At 40.3% G+C, this 18714-nt stretch carries 13 protein-coding genes and 1 pseudogene; all 14 read left to right on the plus strand.

Annotated features, from left to right (window positions below; all coding sequences use genetic code 11):
- Positions 1–28: 28 nt before the first annotated feature.
- The 14 genes and pseudogenes from CYK18_RS00700 (at position 29) to CYK18_RS00765 (ending at position 18655) form a co-directional block, all read left to right on the plus strand.
- Positions 29–517: a cell wall elongation regulator TseB-like domain-containing protein gene (locus CYK18_RS00700; RefSeq protein ID WP_000747246.1), complete on the plus strand. Its 489-nt coding sequence runs from the start codon at positions 29–31 to the stop codon at positions 515–517.
- Positions 514–1701 (plus strand): pyridoxal phosphate-dependent aminotransferase, encoded by a 1188-nt coding sequence (locus CYK18_RS00705; protein ID WP_101784520.1) that lies wholly within the window; start codon positions 514–516, stop codon positions 1699–1701. The genes CYK18_RS00700 and CYK18_RS00705 overlap by 4 nt, the downstream gene beginning before the upstream one ends.
- Positions 1694–2059: pseudogene (locus tag CYK18_RS00710) on the plus strand (VOC family protein). Before CYK18_RS00705 ends, CYK18_RS00710 begins: the two are co-directional and overlap by 8 nt.
- A gap of 18 nt (positions 2060–2077) precedes the next feature.
- Positions 2078–3421: an asparagine--tRNA ligase gene (gene asnS / locus CYK18_RS00715; RefSeq protein WP_000167160.1), complete on the plus strand. Its 1344-nt coding sequence runs from the start codon at positions 2078–2080 to the stop codon at positions 3419–3421.
- A 566-nt stretch (positions 3422–3987) separates the two neighbouring features.
- The gene (locus CYK18_RS00720) at positions 3988–12597 is read left to right on the plus strand and encodes a mucin-binding protein (protein WP_101784524.1); all 8610 of its coding nucleotides are present in this window, start codon (positions 3988–3990) and stop codon (positions 12595–12597) included.
- A gap of 162 nt (positions 12598–12759) precedes the next feature.
- A complete protein-coding gene (rpsF, locus tag CYK18_RS00725) occupies positions 12760–13050 on the plus strand; it encodes a 30S ribosomal protein S6 (protein ID WP_001151778.1) in 291 nt (96 codons plus the stop codon).
- 11 nt (positions 13051–13061) lie between these two features.
- Positions 13062–13532, plus strand: a complete 471-nt coding sequence (gene ssbA / locus CYK18_RS00730) for a single-stranded DNA-binding protein SsbA (protein ID WP_000609602.1) — start codon at positions 13062–13064, stop codon at positions 13530–13532.
- A 31-nt stretch (positions 13533–13563) separates the two neighbouring features.
- The gene (gene rpsR, locus CYK18_RS00735; RefSeq protein ID WP_000068664.1) at positions 13564–13803 is read left to right on the plus strand and encodes a 30S ribosomal protein S18; all 240 of its coding nucleotides are present in this window, start codon (positions 13564–13566) and stop codon (positions 13801–13803) included.
- Positions 13804–14102: 299 nt separating this feature from the next.
- Entirely contained in the window at positions 14103–14606 is a 504-nt protein-coding gene (locus CYK18_RS00740) for a GNAT family N-acetyltransferase (RefSeq protein WP_101784526.1), read from the plus strand.
- A gap of 81 nt (positions 14607–14687) precedes the next feature.
- A complete protein-coding gene (locus CYK18_RS00745; RefSeq protein ID WP_101784528.1) occupies positions 14688–16088 on the plus strand; it encodes a bifunctional Cof-type HAD-IIB family hydrolase/peptidylprolyl isomerase in 1401 nt (466 codons plus the stop codon).
- 1 nt (position 16089) lies between these two features.
- A complete protein-coding gene (locus tag CYK18_RS00750) occupies positions 16090–16452 on the plus strand; it encodes a S1 RNA-binding domain-containing protein (protein WP_000689605.1) in 363 nt (120 codons plus the stop codon).
- A 52-nt stretch (positions 16453–16504) separates the two neighbouring features.
- Positions 16505–17254: a tRNA1(Val) (adenine(37)-N6)-methyltransferase gene (locus tag CYK18_RS00755; RefSeq protein ID WP_000390769.1), complete on the plus strand. Its 750-nt coding sequence runs from the start codon at positions 16505–16507 to the stop codon at positions 17252–17254.
- Positions 17244–17540 (plus strand): GIY-YIG nuclease family protein, encoded by a 297-nt coding sequence (locus tag CYK18_RS00760; RefSeq protein ID WP_101784530.1) that lies wholly within the window; start codon positions 17244–17246, stop codon positions 17538–17540. Before CYK18_RS00755 ends, CYK18_RS00760 begins: the two co-directional genes overlap by 11 nt.
- 179 nt (positions 17541–17719) lie before the next feature.
- Entirely contained in the window at positions 17720–18655 is a 936-nt protein-coding gene (locus CYK18_RS00765) for a manganese-dependent inorganic pyrophosphatase (protein WP_101784532.1), read from the plus strand.
- Positions 18656–18714 lie beyond the last annotated feature (59 nt).

Consider the following 18714-nt stretch of genomic DNA (forward strand, 5'->3'; position numbering starts at 1 on the left):
AAAGCTTAATAGATGGTAAAATAGACGAGTGAAAAAAAGACAAAACAAAGCAAAAAATAATCTACTGTGGCAGTATGGTCTAGGGATGACGATTTTGTTTGTGGTTATCAGTGCTTCCTTTCTGTATCTAGTGTTTCTGAGTATGAAACCTTATCAAACAGCTAAAAGTGAAGGAGAAAAATTAGCTCAGCAGTATGCAGGATTAGAGCAGACTGATCAGGTTGACTTATACAATGGCTTAGAATCCTATTACAGCGTTCTTGGTCGTAATAAAAAACAAGAATCACTTGCTGTCCTGATTGGAAAAGATGACCATAAGATTTACGTTTATCAGCTAAATCAGGGTGTTTCACAAGAAAAAGCAGAAGCTGTTTCTAAGGAAAAAGGAGCTGGCGAGATTGACAAGATTACCTTTGGCCGTTATCAAGACAAGCCAATCTGGGAAGTCAAGTCAGGCTCTGATTTTTATCTAGTAGATTTTGAAACAGGAGCATTGGTCAATAAGGAGGGCCTATGAAACTATCCAACCGTGTTTTAGAAATGGAAGAAAGTGTAACCTTGGCTGCTGGAGCCCGTGCCAAAGTACTGAAAGCTGAGGGAAGAGATATTTTGTCTCTAACCTTGGGTGAGCCAGATTTCACTACTCCAAAAAATATCCAAGATGCCGCCATTGCATCGATTCAAGATGGGTGTGCTTCTTTTTATACAGTAACCTCAGGCCTACCAGAGCTCAAAGCAGCGGTCAATACCTACTTTGAGCGCTTTTACGGCTATTCTGTAGCGCCAAATCAAGTGACAGTCGCTGCGGGAGCCAAATATTCTCTCTATACCTTCTTTATGGCCGTGGTCAATCCAGGTGATGAAGTGATCATCCCAACCCCATACTGGGTCAGCTATGGAGATCAGGTTAAGATGGCAGAGGGTGTGCCAGTCTTTGTTCCTGCTAAGGAAGACAATCACTTTAAGGTGACCGTAGAGCAGTTAGAAGCAGCTCGCACAGACAAGACCAAGGTTTTGGTGCTGAATTCACCATCTAATCCGACAGGAATGATTTACACCCGTGAGGAACTCTTGGCAATCGGAAACTGGGCTGTAGAAAAGGATGTTCTCATCCTAGCAGATGATATCTATGGGCGCTTGGTCTATAATGGACATGAATTCACACCGATTTCTAGCCTATCGGAAGCGATTCGCAAGCAAACAGTGGTCATCAATGGTGTGTCTAAAACCTATGCTATGACTGGTTGGCGTATTGGCTATGCCGTCGGAGAAGTAGACATTATCTCGGCCATGTCCAAGATTGCAGGTCAAACAACCTCTAATCCGTCAGCAGTAGCCCAGTATGCAGCAGTTGAGGCCCTATCAGGGGAGCAAGATACTGTAGAAAGCATGCGTCAGTCCTTTGAGGAACGACTAAACACCATCTATCCCCTTCTTGCGGAAGTGCCAGGATTTGAAGTGGTCAAACCGCAAGGAGCCTTCTATCTCTTCCCAAATGTCAAAAAGGCAATGGAGATGAAAGGCTATACGGATGTGACAGAATTTACAACCGCTATCCTAGAAGAAGCTGAAGTGGCCTTGGTAACAGGAGCAGGATTTGGAGCTCCAGAAAATGTCCGCCTCAGCTATGCGACAGACCTAGACACACTTAAAGAAGCAGTTAAACGCTTGAAAGCATTTATGGGGAGTGAGAATGATTGATCATTTTGAAATTAAGGTAAAGGATTTACAAATTTCAGAAGGATTTTATAGGAGTTTTCTTGCCCCTTTGGGCTATAAATTAGCTTTTAAGACTACTTCTCTAATCAGTTTTCTTGCCCCAAACAGCCCTCATCCTGGTGGTGATTTTTGGCTGGCTCAGGGGACACAAGATCCTATTCACTTTGCTTTTTTAGCAGAAAATAAGGAAGAGGTTCAAGCTTGTTATGAGGCTGGCTTAGAGGCAGGTGGGTGAGACAATGGGGCTCCTGGTTATCGCAGTGAGCAACCGATTTACTACGCTGCTTTTGTGATTGACCCAGATGGGAACAATATAGAAGTGGTTTGCCATAAAGAATAAAAAAGAAAAGGAAAAATAATGACAAAACGTGTAACGATTATTGATGTAAAAGACTATGTTGGTCAAGAAGTGACAATTGGCGCTTGGGTTGCCAACAAATCAGGAAAAGGGAAAATCGCCTTCTTGCAATTGCGTGATGGAACAGCCTTCTTCCAAGGTGTGGCCTTTAAACCAAACTTTGTAGAAAAATTTGGTGAAGAAGTAGGACTTGAGAAGTTTGATGTCATCAAACGCTTGAGCCAAGAAACGTCTGTTTATGTGACAGGGATTGTCAAAGAAGACGAACGTTCTAAGTTTGGCTATGAATTGGACATTACAGACATCGAAGTGATCGGTGAATCTCAAGACTACCCAATCACACCAAAAGAACACGGAACAGACTTCTTGATGGACAACCGTCACTTGTGGCTCCGTTCTCGTAAGCAAGTAGCGGTTATGCAAATTCGTAACGCGATCATCTATGCGACTTATGAGTTCTTTGACAAGAACGGCTTCATGAAATTTGATAGCCCAATTCTTTCAGGAAATGCGGCTGAAGATTCAACAGAACTCTTTGAAACGGACTACTTCGGAACTCCAGCTTACTTGAGCCAATCAGGTCAGCTTTACCTAGAAGCAGGAGCGATGGCCCTTGGCCGTGTCTTTGACTTTGGTCCAGTATTCCGTGCTGAAAAATCAAAAACACGCCGTCACTTGACTGAGTTCTGGATGATGGACGCAGAGTACTCATACTTGACACACGATGAGTCACTTGACTTGCAAGAAGCTTATGTAAAAGCTCTTCTTCAAGGTGTTCTTGACCGTGCGCCTCAAGCCTTGGAAACCTTGGAACGTGATACAGAACTCTTGAAACGCTACATTGCAGAGCCCTTCAAACGTATCACTTACGATCAAGCCATTGACCTCTTACAAGAGCATGAGAATGATGAAGATGCTGACTACGAACATCTTGAGCATGGTGATGACTTTGGTTCACCACATGAAACTTGGATCTCAAACCACTTTGGTGTGCCAACTTTTGTTATGAACTATCCAGCAGCCATCAAGGCCTTCTATATGAAACCAGTTCCTGGAAATCCAGAACGTGTGCTTTGTGCAGACTTGCTTGCTCCAGAAGGCTATGGAGAAATCATCGGTGGATCTATGCGTGAGGAAGACTACGATGCATTAGTTGCTAAGATGGATGAACTTGGCATGGATCGTACAGAGTATGAATTTTACCTTGACCTTCGTAAATACGGTACTGTACCACACGGTGGATTTGGTATCGGTATCGAGCGTATGGTCACCTTCGCGGCAGGAACAAAACACATCCGTGAAGCTATTCCATTCCCACGTATGTTGCACCGTATCAAACCGTAAGAATAGAAAAACGCCTATGTGGCGTTTTTTTCTATAGAAATCTCTAGAAACGAAAGGAAATATTATCAGGTTTTCAAAATCGGCTCTTGATAATATGCGCTTTTCGTGAAAATATAGTGTATTGAATCTAGAACAGTACACTGTGTCTGCTAAAATATTTCTAGAAATTAATTTGCCTTTCTTAATCAGTTTGTTCATATCTTATTTTAATCCACTATATTTACTTCCTTTTCTTATAAAATTGAATTTGTGCTAGAAACATACTATTAGTTGTTTAGAATAGAATTTCGTATCTTAGTACATTGATCTTATTGTTTAAAAACTGATGTATGTACTGGTTTCTTCAAGGAAGTATTAAATTGAAACAATAAATATATATAGACATGAAACTTGAATTAATAATAGTGGCATGATACAATATTAAGTGATATTGATAATTATTGGGCAACCTTTTTAAAATGATAACCTCTTAATATTACTAAAAAATTCGAGGGGGGGGGCTTTCTATTTGTCTGGATACTTCAATTCAATATTAAAAAACATGCATAAAGGAGGTTCTAAGTCTAATGAAGGGTAAACAACAAGATTTTAGAACGGAAAAGTATATACGTTACGGTATTCGTAAGTATAGTTTCGGTGCGGCATCGGTAGCGATTGCGGCTGGTTTAATGTTTTTGGGAAATGGAGCAGTTTCAGCTATTGAACAAAATCCAGTTTCAGACTCTAAAGAAAATATTCAAAAAGTAGAAAATTCTTCTCCAGAATTAGGAGAAAGTAATATCCAGTTGGTTGATAAGACAATTGAAACACCCAAGAAAGAAGAACTTAAAGTAAATAAGTCACTTCTTGAAACGAGTATTTCAAATTTAGAGGCTGTATTATCTAATGCTAAGTATGCGGATGCCTCAGTTGTAGCCAATGTTCGTGAAGCTTTAGCTACTGCGAAAGCTGTTTTGGCAAATGAAGCTGCCAAGCAAGAAGAGGTAAATGTTCAAAAAGAGATTCTTTCTGCATTGGGAACAGTTGTAACTGAATCAAACAAACTTGGATTAGAGAAAGAACAGGCTGATAAAGATAAGGTAGCAAAAGAAGAAGCACAAAGAAATGCTACACCAACAGAAAAAGTTCTTTCAGAAGCTAAATCGGCACTCGATAAAGTTTCATCAGAAGCAGATGTAACCAATACACTCGCTGCTACAGAACTTCGTAAGAAAGAAGTAGCAGCAGAGAATCGAGCAGCAATTGAAGCAGCGGTGGCCAAGAACCAAGCTGTAATTGACGAATCAAAAATTCTTTTAGCTGACAAGAGTGTCACAAAGGAACAAGTAGATGCCCAATTAGCCCGCTTAAATGAATCAATTCTTGCGGTTTATAGTGAACTGAAAAAAGCAGGAATTGGTCGTGATGGGAAGTTTGCTGTAGTGTTGGCAGCACAAGATTTTTATGCTGAAAGATCTACAAGTACTACTCATGCTTCAGAAATAAATGCAACAATCCATACAGGATCAGATACATATACAATTCCACACCAAGAAATTACACTAACCAAAGGGGCTGGAACTGATACTTCAGACCTAGAAGTAGTTGTGTATTCTAACCAACGTGATGGTGATGAAACAAATGCAGGAAATGGGATGCATACTGAACAAGGTGGGACAAGAGGGCATAACAATACAGGTCGTGTTGACTATCCTTTAACACCAGAGGCTGCTAAGAAATTAGCTGAAGAAGCTCCACTTTGGAGAAATAAACTTCGTGCTGATGGTTCAAAGATCTCAAATGCAGCAACTGCAATTTATTCAGCTAACGGTGGGTATGAATACCTAGCAACTGAAATTTATGGTTATGCATATGAGCAAGGGGTTGATCGTGTATATATTAAAGGATTAAAAGAACGTATTGCTGTTACAGAGGCTGCTAAGCAAGCTGGATGGAGTCTTACTTCTGTAACACCGACAAACCTTGTTCCTGGTTTAGCATATGATGAGGCTACAGATACTATTCAAGGGGTGGTCTCTGCCAATATTGAAAACGGGGTATATGATTTACGTTTTGATGTAACTGCAAGCCATACTGACGGTCGTTCAGTAACTTTTCGACTTCAGAATTTACGTGCTGGTTGGGTAGGATGGCAAGACACCACACCTCCTACAATAGAATCTGATTCTGCTCGTTATGAACGTACTGTAGGTGATGATGCGAATATCAATATCCGATTTTATGATGATGCTGGATCAAGTGCGATTCCTAAGGGTACTGCTGGAAACTATAATTATACAACAGCTGAAGGCAAGGTAATTACAGTTCGTAAACAGAATTCACCAGCTGTGACTGGTGTGTCAGGCTATAATACTACAGGAGCGACTTTAGATGATTCTAAAGTGTTGATTCCCGGTACTAACTACAGTCTTTCTGATAGTACAAAAGATGAGCAAGCTAATGGTAGAACCAATAAGGGTAATGCTATTATTGGAGGTAAGGTTACGGAGGCAGGTATCTATACTGTCTCAGTATATGCTAAAGACTATGATAAGTTATCTAGCAATACAACTTGGAACCAATCAGGTCAAGAAGCGCATGCTTCCCTCACAGTTGTGGTGAAACCCAAAGTTGAGGTTCAAAACGTTGAAACTTACTCAACAACAGTTCCTGTTAAAATCTCTAAAGGTGCAACAAGTGCAAAAGTAACGATGCCAGATGGAACTGTAACAAATCTAAAAGCGGTTAAGGGTAAGTGGCTTGTAGATAGTGGTTCAACCAATACAGCAGTTACTGAAGATCAAGAACTAGGTGCCGTAGATTCTAATACTGTCTTTAATATTCCCGTCACATCAGAAGCAACCGCAAAAGTTGGTGTGGATAACATTAAAGTAGAATCATCATCTGAAAATGTTAAGGGAACTTTCCTACGTGAACAAGTTGAATTAACTGGAACTGACGGTCAAAAACACATCGCAAAATTAAATAGTACATCTGGTCATTGGGAACTTCCAGCTGATTATGCTGAAGTAAAGACACCAAATGGTAATGGAACTACAACGTGGACAAAACGCGAAGTGTATACTGAAGCGCAACAAGATGGAGCAATGAAATTCTACATCTATGAGTATACTCGTCAGCTAGATATCAATGGTAAAGTAACAAGTGTTGATACACCAACTCGCCCACTCACTGTATATGCTTCGCAGAATACTAGTCAAGCAGGTGATGGAATGTCAGTAACAATCACTTATGATAAACATTCCAATACTTGGTCTTCATCAGATGGTACAGAAGTGACTGCTACCAAATTGGGTGACAATTCTTGGGAAGTGCTTACTAAATCAGGATTTGGTGGTATCATTAGAGGAACAATTGCAACAAACTCAGATGTTGCAACTGTAGTTAATACAAAACCAACAGCAAGTTCACAGGATTATACGTCTACAAAAGGAACTACGGTTGACCTTCGTAATGAAGCAAAAGCTGCAGTGACAATCTCTGATACAGAAGATACTAAGTACGGTAAAACAACTTACATTACTCGTATTACAGTAACATCTCCTTCAGGAGTTCAGAAGGTTTATGACACTAAACAAGATGCAAACAACTACAATCTTGCTAGTGGTTATACACTGAATGAAGTGGGAGTCTATACAGTAACAGTTGATGTTATTGATAGTAATGGTAATTACACAACAGATGCTACAATAGGTGGAACTGAATCTGGTGTGGATCATGGGGCTGGCTCATCAACAGCTACAACTACTTACCACATTACAGTAACAGACACGATTGAAGGTCACGATGCTACATCATCTGATATCCAAGGAGCTACTCAAACGGGAACACCAACCTTTACTTCTGTAGGTGACGGTTCAACCATCTCACCAAGTGCAACATCTCCAGCTAAGTTGGTTGCAGCTGATGGTAGTCTAGTTGATACTTTACCAGTTGCAAATGAGGGAACTTATACAATTGACCCAGAAACAGGTGTTGTAAACTTCAAACCACTTCCAACATTCACAGGACCAGCAAGTCCAGTAACTGTCAAACTAACTGCTATTTTAGGTACAGATACTAATAATGCTAATATTACTGAAACTGCGACAGCTACCTACACACCAACAGTAGTTCCAGTAAAACCAACAGCAGTAGCGTCTCAAACAACTGGACCTCAAGGGAAAGCCCAAACTTCTGCTATTAAGTTTGACGCAGCAGATACAGATGATACAACTGTGAACTTTGCTAAAGGAACAGTTGCTATTGATGCAAATACAACAAAATCTGTTGATCTTAATACAGCATCAGTAACTCTTCTTAATGCAAACGGTGATGCTGTAACATCTGTAACAGTTGAAAATGAGGGAACTTATACACTGGATAAAGCGACAAATGTTATTACATTCCAACCAGTCGCAACATTCACAGGAACTGTTACAAAACCAGTTAATGTACGTATTGCAGATGCAAATGGTACTACTGTAACAACTACTTACACTCCAACTGTCACAGATGTCACTATGACAGCTGAAAATACAACATCTACAGACGTTCAAGGCAAAACACAAACTGGAACACCAGGATTTGAAACATCAGATCCATCAGTAACGATTGCAACACGTCAGTTGATTGATCCATCAACGATGCAACCAACTACTAGTGTTACAATTGCAAATGAAGGAACATACACAATTGATCCAACAACAGGTGTTGTAACCTTCGTACCAGTCCCAACATTTACTGGAGAAGGAACAGGAGTAACTGTTCAAGCAACAGATTCAAATGGTGAGACAGCAACAGCTACTTATAAACCAACAGTAACACCAATCACGATTACTGGTAAAAATGTAACATCTAAGAATATCCAAGGTGAACAGCAGTCAGAAACACCACTATTCTCATCATCAGATAAGAGTGCTCCAGTATCAAATTACAAACTTGTAGATCCAGCTACTGGAAATCCAACGACTGCAACTTCAGTGACTGTTGAAAATGTTGGTACATATACAATTGATTCAACAACAGGTGTAGTAACGTTCCAACCAGTTGCAACTTATAAAGGAACACCAGCACCAGTAACAGTTCAAGCATCAGCTACTATTACTAATGAAAAAGGTGAATCAACAGTCATCACAGGTACAGCTACTTATACTCCAACAGTAGTTCCTGTAGCCCCAACAGCTAAAGAATCAGCGACAGTTGGTAAGCAAGGTCAAGCGCAAACGTCACAAATTGTTTTTGACACCCCTGATACAGATGCTACAACATTGAACTTCGCTAAAGGAGAAACATCTGAGGTATTAGGTGAAGATGGTCAACCAAAATCAGTAGCTCTTGATAAGAGTACTTTGACACTTCTTGATGCGAACGGAAATTCTGTAACCACAGTTACGGTTGATGGTGAAGGAACTTACACTCTTGATAAAACAACTAATGTCATTACATTCCAACCAACTGAAGAATTCACAGGTAAAGCTACACCAGTGCGTGTGCAAATTGCAGATGTCAACGGTACTACTGTAACAACTAATTACACTCCAACTGTTGTTGCTGAAGATGGAACTGTCATTGTTGAGTATAAGGATGAAGAGGATAATATTATCTCTCCTTCAACAACTCCAGTAAACAACGAAAAAGTGACGACTCCATTTACAACTGAGCCAAAAGAAATTCCTGGTTACACTCTTGTTAAAGTGGAAACAACAAATGGTACGGTTGATGAAGCTACTAAGAAGGTTTCAGGTAAGGTTACAAATGAGCCAACTACTGTGACATATACTTATAGAAAGAATGTTCAAACAGCAACTATTTCTTACTATGATGTGACAACTGGTGCAGAAGTTGCGATAGATTCAGCTAAAGTACCAGAAGCATCTGTTGAGACAGTAGAGGGTGTTTATAAAGGAACTATCGACTTTGTTAATCGTGAAAAAGCAATTGCAGCTCTTGAAAAAGCTGGCTATACGTTAGTAGAAGATGGTTTCGTTGCAGCAAGGACAGCTGATAAGCTTTTTGATAACGACACAGCGGTGAATCAAAACTTCACGGTAACAGTTAAACAACGTGTGGAACCAGTGACTCCAAATGATGAGAAACCTGTTCCAGGACAACCAGTAGATCCAGAAAATCCAAACTCACCTGTATGGCCAAGTACTGCAGAAAATCTTGAGTTAACTAAGACAGTAACTCGTACAATCAAGTACCGCTACAACGATGAAAATGGTAAAGAAGTAACAGCTGATAAAGTTCAAACAGTAACCTTCACACGTAGCGCAAGCATTAACTTGGTAACAGGAAATGTGGAATATACTGACTGGTCAGCAGCACAAACGCTTGAGGCAGTAGTTTCTCCAGAAGTAGCTAATTATACTTACGATAAGGAAACTGTTCCAAGTCTTGAGGTAACAAACGAGTCAACTGATAGTACAGTATACGTTATCTATAAACCAGTAGTGCCAACTGCAACACCTGCTACATCAACTGATATCCAAGGTAAGGCACAGACAGGTATTCCAACATATAAACATGCTGATGGAACTGAGTTGAAACCAACAACAGATAATCCAGCTAAGTTCGTTGGAACTGAGGAAACAACTATCCCAGCTACTAAGGATGGTAAGACAGTTGGTACATATACAATCGATCCAACTGGTGCAGTAACCTTTACACCAAATAAAGACTTCGTTGGCACACCAGATCCAGCCAAAGTAGTTGTAACAGATCCTACAAATGGTACAACTGTTGAGTCAAGTTACATTCCAACTGTAACCCCAGTTACACCAACAGGTGTGGATACAAGTTCGACAGGTCCTAAGAACACTCCTCAATCTGGTACACCAACATTTGTACCTGGTCATAAAGATGTACCAATGGACAATACTGTTCCTGTTACATTTGAAGATGGTACAACAAGTAAAACAGTTCCAAACGAAGGAACATATACTGTTGATCCAACAGGTAAGGTAACTTTCACACCAAATAAAGATTTCGTTGGAGCTGCAACAGGAGTAACTATTGTACGTAAAGACACTAACGGAACAGAGGTGAAAGCTAAGTATACACCAACTGTTTATGAAGTGAAGTCTGATACACAAGTTGCAACTGTAACTTACAAAGATACTAAGGGAACAATTCTTGGTGAAGTGGATATCCTTCAAGGTGATTCTGGTTCTGAAATGAACTACTCTACTGCAGAACGTATCAACGCACTGAAAAAACTTGGCTACGAACTTGTGTCTGATGAGTTTACAAAAGCTGATGGCAGCAAGCAATCATTTGATAATGATACAAAAGCTATTCAAAAATTTGTTGTTACTGTTCAACCACGCCTTGTTCCAGTTATTCCAGGTGATGTGACGCCAGTTCCAGGTCAACCAATTAATCCAGAGGATCCAAACTCACCAGTATGGCCTGAAAGCGTTAAGGAATTGACAACTTCAGAAGAAGTAACTCGTACAATTACTTATGTTGATGGAGATGGTAAAGAGGTTACTACTTCTGTGACTTCATCAGTTAAATTCACTCGTGATGCTAAGGTGAACTTAGTGACAGGTGAAGTTACTTACGGCGAATGGAAAGCAGCTACAACTGATGTTCTTTCTGGTAACAAACTTCCACTTGTTAAAGGTTATATTGCAGTAAGTGGAGATATTGAAGAATCTACTAAGGATCAAACTGTTAAGGCTAAAGATAAAGATATCGTTCAAAAAGTTGTCTATAAGAAACTTGGAGCCTGGATTCCAAACGTGCCAGGACAAACAAATCCTCCACGTATTGATTATCCAAATGATCCAAATGGTGATCCAACTAAACCGGGTGTACCAACGGAAGATATTGTAATTCCTTATGTTCCAGGTTACATTCCAAGAGATAAAGATGGAAATCCGTTGAAACCAGTTGATCCAGAAGATCCAACAAAAGGTTATGTGCCACCAACATTACCAACTGATCCGAGTCAAGATACACCAATTAACTATACGAAGATTACAACGTCTTATGTGACAGTTGATCCAAATGGTAAAGAAATCTCTATTCCAGATTATCCAACAGTTGAGGGTAACCAACCTAAGAAAGATATCCCAGGCTACGAGTTTGTTAAGACTACAACTGATAAAGATGGTAATGTAACTCACGTTTACCGTAAAGTAGTTAAAACAACTACATCATTCGTAGATGGAAATGGTAACCCAGTTTCACCAAATGAAGAAGGTAACCAACCTAAGAAAGATATCCCAGGATACGAGTTTGTTAAGACTGCAACTGATAAAGATGGTAATGTAACTCACGTTTACCGTAAAGTAGTTAAAACAACTACATCATTCGTAGATGGAAATGGTAACCCAGTTTCACCAAATGAAGAAGGTAACCAACCTAAGAAAGATATCCCAGGATACGAGTTTGTTAAGACTACAACTGATAAAGATGGTAATGTAACTCACGTTTACCGTAAAGTAGTTAAGACAACTACATCATTCGTAGATGGAAATGGTAACCCAGTTTCACCAAATGAAGAAGGTAACCAACCTAAGAAAGATATCCCAGGATACGAGTTTGTTAAGACTACAACTGATAAAGATGGTAATGTAACTCACGTTTACCGTAAAGTAGTTAAGACAACTACATCATTCGTAGATGGAAATGGTAATCCAGTTTCACCAAATGAAGAAGGTAACCAACCTAAGAAAGATATCCCAGGATACCGTTTCGTAGAGACTAAGAAACTTCCAAACGGCGATGTAGAACACATCTACGAAAAAGTAACATCACCAGCTCCAACACCTTCACCTGTTCCTCAACCAAATCCAGGTAAGCAAAATACAACTACTTGGACTGATGAGAATGGAAATCCATTGAAACCAACTGAGCCAGGTTCTAAAGAACCGGGAACAATTCCAGGTTACGAATATGTGAAGACTGTGACAGATTCAAATGGAAATATCAGACATATCTTTAAAAAAGTTGAAACATCAAACCCAGTTTCTCCACAAGAGCCAGAGACTCCAGAGCAACCAATGACTCCAGAAATGCCAACAGTACCTGAGCAACCAAAACAACCAGCAACACCTAAATATGTTGATGGTCAAAAAGAATTGCCTAACACAGGTACAGAAGCTAACGCTAGCCTCGCAGCGCTTGGACTTCTTGGAACCCTAAGTGCGTTTGGACTTCTTGCTCGCAAGAAAAAAGAAGACTAAAAACTCATAGTTTTTGAGAAGATGATTCGTCATCTTCTTTTTTATTCCAGAGTTTTTACTTGCGTAAAAAATTGTTTTCTAGTATAATAGTTTATTGTGAGCGAACCTCACTTACCCCTTGCAAAGTCTTGGGGTCATTAGACCAAAAGGAGGAACATATCAATGGCTAAATACGAAATTCTTTATATCATTCGTCCAAACATTGAAGAAGAAGCTAAAAACGCTTTGGTAGCACGTTTTGACTCTATTTTGACTGACAACGGTGCAACTGTTGTTGAATCAAAATCTTGGGAAAAACGTCGTCTTGCATACGAAATCAAAGATTTCCGTGAAGGACTTTACCACATCGTTAACGTTGAAGCAAACGACGATGCAGCTCTTAAAGAGTTTGATCGTCTTTCAAAAATCAACGCTGACATTCTTCGTCACATGATCGTCAAAACTGACGCGTAAGAAGGTAAACTATGATTAACAATGTTGTACTTGTAGGGCGTATGACACGTGACGCTGAGTTGCGTTATACCCCATCAAATGTAGCAGTTGCGACTTTTACTCTTGCAGTAAACCGTACATTTAAGAGTCAAAATGGCGAACGTGAGGCTGATTTTATCAACGTCGTTATGTGGCGCCAACAGGCTGAAAACCTTGCTAATTGGGCTAAAAAAGGCTCACTTATCGGGGTGACAGGTCGTATCCAGACTCGTAGTTACGATAACCAGCAAGGACAACGTGTCTACGTGACAGAGGTCGTGGCTGAGAATTTCCAAATGTTGGAAAGCCGTAGTGTGCGTGAGGGTCATACAGGTGGAGCTTACTCTGCACCAAGTTCAAACTATTCAGCGCCTACAAATTCAGTACCAGACTTTTCACGTGATGAAAATCCATTTGGAGCAACAAATCCATTGGATATTTCAGATGATGATTTACCATTTTAATGGACAACTAAAATTATAAAGGAGAAAAAACATGGCTCAACAACGTCGTGGCGGATTCAAACGCCGTAAAAAAGTTGATTACATCGCAGCAAACAAAATTGAATATGTTGATTACAAAGATACTGAGCTTCTTAGCCGTTTCGTTTCAGAACGTGGGAAAATCCTTCCTCGTCGTGTAACAGGAACTTCAGCTAAAAACCAACGTAAAGTAACAACAGCTATCAAACGCGCTCGCGTAATGGCTTTGATGCCTTTCGTAAACGAAGATTAAAAAAGGGGTCCAGTGGACCTCTTTTTCATGAGCTTGAAAACAAGAAAGCGAATTAAGACCCGGTTGGGTCTTTTTTTCACGAGCCTTGAAATGAGAGAGCGAGTTGGGGTCCAGTGGACCTCTTTTTCATGAGCTTGGAAACAAGAAAGCGAATTGAGACTCGGTTGGGTCTTTTTTCACGAGCCTTGAAATGAGAGAGCGAGTTGGGGTCTAGTGGCCCTCTTTTTCACGAGATAGTTTTTTTCTGACCTTGGCGTGCTATAATGGTAATAAAAAGAGTAAAGGTGGGTAAGTCAAAGATGAATTGTACGATTAGAAATATGATTAAGTCTGATATTGAATCCTTATCTAATGGATTTATCAATCAAGGTTGGCCTGGTAGAGAGGAAATTTTGGCTAGATATTTTCTGGAACAGGAAAGTGGGGAGAGAGAAGTCTTAGTTGCAGAGATTGATGGTGTTGTAGCGGGCTACGTTACCATTTTGCCCTCTGCTAAACATGGTCCTTTTGCAGAAGTCTATCCAGAATTATCAGATTTTAATGTGTTTGAGCCTTTTCGAAATCAAGGGATTGGGAATCAACTGCTAGAAGGAGCAGAAAAACGAGTCAAGTTTGTTTCGAGTAAGGTCACTCTTGGTGTAGGTTTGCACTTAGGCTATGGCCCTGCCCAGAGATTGTATATCAAACGAGGCTATATTCCAGATGGGACAGGTGTCTGGTATCGAAATCAACCCTTGGAAATGAATGCAACTAGCCAAAATAATGATGATTTGGTTTTGTATCTAGTAAAGGAATTCGGATAGGAGACAAGGATTTTATTGGGGATGTGGTATTTAGCTACTTTATGGTATAATGGAAAGAGTTAGATTGAAAGAGGTAGTGAGATGGATGCCAAATTAAGATATAAGGCAAAGAAAATCAAGATTGTCTTTTTTGATATTGATGATACATTGCGGAATTCAAAGACAGGTTTTATTCCAGCTTCAATCCCAACTGTTTTTAAGCAATTACGTGAGAAAGGAATTTTGACAGGTATTGCTTCTGGACGAGGGATTTTTGGTGTCGTTCCGGAGATTCGTGAGCTCAAGCCTGACTTTTTTGTAACTTTGAATGGGGCTTATATCGAAGATAAAAAATGTCAGGTCATTTATCAGCATCAGATTGAGAAGTCAGATGTTGAGGAGTATATCTCTTGGGCCAAGCAAGAGGGAATTGAGTATGGTTTGGTTGGGAGTCATGATGCCAAGTTGTCGACTCGCACCGATATGATGAGTGAAGCGATCAATCCAATTTACCCTGATTTAGATGTAGATCCTGATTTTCATGAAAAAGAAGATATCTATCAGATGTGGACTTTTGAAGATAAGGGAGATGACTTGCACTTGCCTGATAGTCTCTCAGACAAACTTCGCATGGTTCGTTGGCATCAACATTCGTCTGATATTGTGCCGATTTCAGGCTCCAAAGCGACGGGTGTGGAAAAGGTTGTGGAACACCTAGGATTGAAACCAGAGAACGTCATGGTTTTTGGAGATGGACTCAACGACTTGGAACTCTTTGATTATGCTGGAATCAGCGTTGCAATGGGAATTTCTCATGATAACATCAAAGAAAAAGCAGATTATATTACAAAAACATTAGAAGAAGATGGCATTTTTGATGCCTTAGAAGGATTTGGTATGGTAGAAAAAGAATTGCATTTTCCACAAGTAGACATTGAAACAGTAGAAGGTCCTATCGCGACTATTAAGACCAATCACGGAGACTTGCGTATTAAGCTCTTCCCTGAACATGCTCCTAAAACAGTGGCTAACTTTATAGCTCTTTCAAAAGATGGCTACTATGATGGTGTCATTTTCCATCGTATTATCAAGGACTTTATGATTCAAGGTGGAGACCCAACTGGAACTGGTATGGGTGGCGAGTCAATCTACGGCGAATCATTTGAGGATGAATTCTCAGAAGAACTTTACAATATCCGTGGTGCTCTTTCCATGGCCAATGCTGGTCCAAATACCAACGGCAGCCAGTTCTTTATCGTGCAAAATCAACACCTGCCTTATTCTAAAAAAGAAATTGCTCGTGGTGGTTGGCCAGAACCGATTGCGGAAATCTATGCCAACCAAGGTGGAACCCCTCACCTAGACCGCCGTCACACTGTATTTGGTCAGCTAGCTGATGAAGCTTCTTACGCTGTCTTGGATGCCATTGCTGCTGTTGAGACAGGAGCTATGGACAAGCCAGTTGAAGATGTTGTGATTGAAACAATTGAAATCGAGGACTAAGATGAAAATCGGTGATAAGCTAAAGGGCCGTATTACAGGGATTCAGCCCTACGGAGCCTTTGTTGAGCTAGAGACGGGTGATACGGGGCTGATTCACATTTCAGAGATTAGGACAGGCTTTATTGAAAATATCCAAGAAGCCTTGAAAGTCGATGAAGAGGTTCAAGTTCAAGTAGTGGATTTAGATGAATTTACAGGGAAAGCTAGTCTTTCTATCCGCACTTTGGAGGAAGAAAAGCACCAGTTTCCGAGACGGAGACGCTTTTCAAGCGACCGTTTTAACTACGGTTTTGCTCCTCTCAAACGAATGATGCCAATTTGGACCAAGGAAGCCCTTCAACATTTGAAGAATCAGAAGCACTAGTTAGAAATTTCTATCTTTTGTAATGTTAATATAAATTTGCTATAATAGGACCATGGAAGAAGAACAATTATTAAAATCAGGAGAGCGCATTAACCAGCTCTTTTCGACAGATATTAAAATCATTCAAAATAGAGAGGTTTTTAGCTATTCGGTGGATAGTGTTCTCTTGTCACGTTTTCCACGTTTTCCTAAGAAGGGCTTGATAGTGGATTTTTGCGCTGGAAATGGAGCGGTAGGGCTATTTGCTAGCACTCGGACTCAGGCACAGATTTTGGCTGTTGAGATTCAGGAGCGTTTGGCGGATATGGCTGAACGCTCTGTCCGTTTGAATGGTTTAGAAGAGCAGATGGAGGTCATCTGTGATGATTTGAAAAATATGCCTGCTTACATCCAGGGAAGTAAGGTGGATATGATTTTGTGTAATCCGCCCTATTTCAAGGTAGATCCTCATTCCAATCTGAACGAGAGTGAACATTATCTCTTGGCGCGACATGAAATCACGACCAATTTGCAGGAAATCTGTCGTAGTGCCCAGAGTATTCTCAAATCCAATGGACGCTTGGCCATGGTTCATCGTCCTGATCGACTTTTAGATATCTTGGACAGCTTACAACGGCATAATCTAGCTCCTAAGCGCCTGCAGTTTGTTTATCCAAAAAGAGAAAAGGAAGCCAATATGCTTTTGATTGAGGCTATCAAGGATGGTTCAACAAGCGGTTTTAAGGTATTACCACCTCTCATTGTTCACAATGATGATGGCTCTTATACGCCTGAACTTGAAGAGATTTATTATGGATCATAAGGCTTATATGTACGTGCTGGAGTGCCGTGATGGATCTTACTATACAGGCTATACGACTGATGTGAGAAGACGCCTTGCTGTCCACAATAGTGGGAAGGGAGCCAAATACACACGAGCACGCTTGCCAGTCAAACTCATCTATGCTCAAGGTTTTGCCAGTAAGGAAGAAGCCATGTCGGCTGAAGCCCTTCTCAAGCGTAAGAAGAGGCCACAGAAGGAAAGATTTTTATCTGAAAATCAAGATAGAAATTTACTCATACTCAATGAAAATCAAAGAGAAAACTAGGAAGCTAGCCGTAGGCAGTACTTGAGTACGGCAAGGCGAAGCTGACGTGGTTTAAATTTGATTTTCGAAGAGTATCAGTTATTTTGAAGAGTAGTGAGGAGCCATTTGACTCCTCTTACTTTTGTCAAAAAGCGAAAAAAATGCTACAATAAAGAGAATAAACAAAATGAGGTATTATCATGTCTAAGATTCTAGTATTTGGTCACCAAAATCCAGACTCAGATGCCATCGGGTCATCTGTAGCCTTTGCCTACCTTGCAAAAGAAGCTTATGGTTTGGATACGGAAGCTGTTGCCCTTGGAACTCCAAATGAAGAAACAGCCTTTGTCTTGAACTATTTTGGTGTAGAAGCACCGCGTGTTATCACTTCTGCTAAAGCAGAGGGTGCAGAGCAAGTTATCCTGACTGACCACAATGAATTCCAACAATCTGTATCAGATATCGCTGAAGTAGAAGTTTATGGTGTTGTGGACCACCACCGTGTGGCTAACTTTGAAACTGCAAGCCCACTCTACATGCGTTTGGAGCCAGTTGGTTCAGCGTCTTCAATCGTTTACCGTATGTTCAAAGAACATGGTGTAGCTGTACCTAAAGAGATTGCTGGTTTGATGCTTTCAGGTTTGATTTCAGATACCCTTCTTTTGAAATCACCAACAACACACCCAACAGATAAGATTATTGCTCCTGAATTGGCTGAATTGGCTGGTGTAAACTTGGAAGAGTATGGTTTGGCTATGTTGAAAGCTGGTACAAACTTGGCTAGCAAATCTGCTGACGAATTGATTGACATCGATGCTAAAACTTTTGAATTGAACGGAAATAATGTCCGTGTTGCTCAAGTAAACACAGTGGACATAGCTGAAGTATTGGAACGCCAAGCAGAAATTGAAGCTGCAATGCAAACTGCCAACGAAGCAAACGGCTACTCTGACTTTGTCTTGATGATTACAGATATCGTCAACTCAAACTCAGAAATCTTGGCTCTTGGTGCCAATATGGGCAAGGTTGAAGCAGCCTTCAACTTCAAACTTGAAAACAATCATGCCTTCCTTGCTGGTGCAGTTTCACGTAAGAAACAAGTGGTACCTCAATTGACTGAAAGCTTCAATGCTTAATATTTTGAGTGTTAATTCAAATTAGAACAGGCTAGTTTGCCTTATATCGAAAGGAGTTT

It is taken from the genome of Streptococcus mitis (assembly GCF_002860865.1).
GTDB lineage: Bacteria > Bacillota > Bacilli > Lactobacillales > Streptococcaceae > Streptococcus > Streptococcus mitis_AT.

Excerpts from the sequence above, each read along its gene's own strand:
- rpsF (WP_001151778.1), top strand. The coding sequence starts at position 12,760 with ATGGCTAAATACGAAATTCTTTATATCATTCGTCCAAACATTGAAGAA.
- CYK18_RS00745 (WP_101784528.1), top strand. The coding sequence starts at position 14,688 with ATGGATGCCAAATTAAGATATAAGGCAAAGAAAATCAAGATTGTCTTT.
- CYK18_RS00705 (WP_101784520.1), top strand. The coding sequence starts at position 514 with ATGAAACTATCCAACCGTGTTTTAGAAATGGAAGAAAGTGTAACCTTG.
- ssbA (WP_000609602.1), top strand. The coding sequence starts at position 13,062 with ATGATTAACAATGTTGTACTTGTAGGGCGTATGACACGTGACGCTGAG.
- asnS (WP_000167160.1), top strand. The coding sequence starts at position 2,078 with ATGACAAAACGTGTAACGATTATTGATGTAAAAGACTATGTTGGTCAA.
- CYK18_RS00740 (WP_101784526.1), top strand. The coding sequence starts at position 14,103 with ATGAATTGTACGATTAGAAATATGATTAAGTCTGATATTGAATCCTTA.
- CYK18_RS00755 (WP_000390769.1), top strand. The coding sequence starts at position 16,505 with ATGGAAGAAGAACAATTATTAAAATCAGGAGAGCGCATTAACCAGCTC.
- CYK18_RS00720 (WP_101784524.1), top strand. The coding sequence starts at position 3,988 with ATGAAGGGTAAACAACAAGATTTTAGAACGGAAAAGTATATACGTTAC.
- CYK18_RS00765 (WP_101784532.1), top strand. The coding sequence starts at position 17,720 with ATGTCTAAGATTCTAGTATTTGGTCACCAAAATCCAGACTCAGATGCC.
- rpsR (WP_000068664.1), top strand. The coding sequence starts at position 13,564 with ATGGCTCAACAACGTCGTGGCGGATTCAAACGCCGTAAAAAAGTTGAT.
- CYK18_RS00750 (WP_000689605.1), top strand. The coding sequence starts at position 16,090 with ATGAAAATCGGTGATAAGCTAAAGGGCCGTATTACAGGGATTCAGCCC.
- CYK18_RS00760 (WP_101784530.1), top strand. The coding sequence starts at position 17,244 with ATGGATCATAAGGCTTATATGTACGTGCTGGAGTGCCGTGATGGATCT.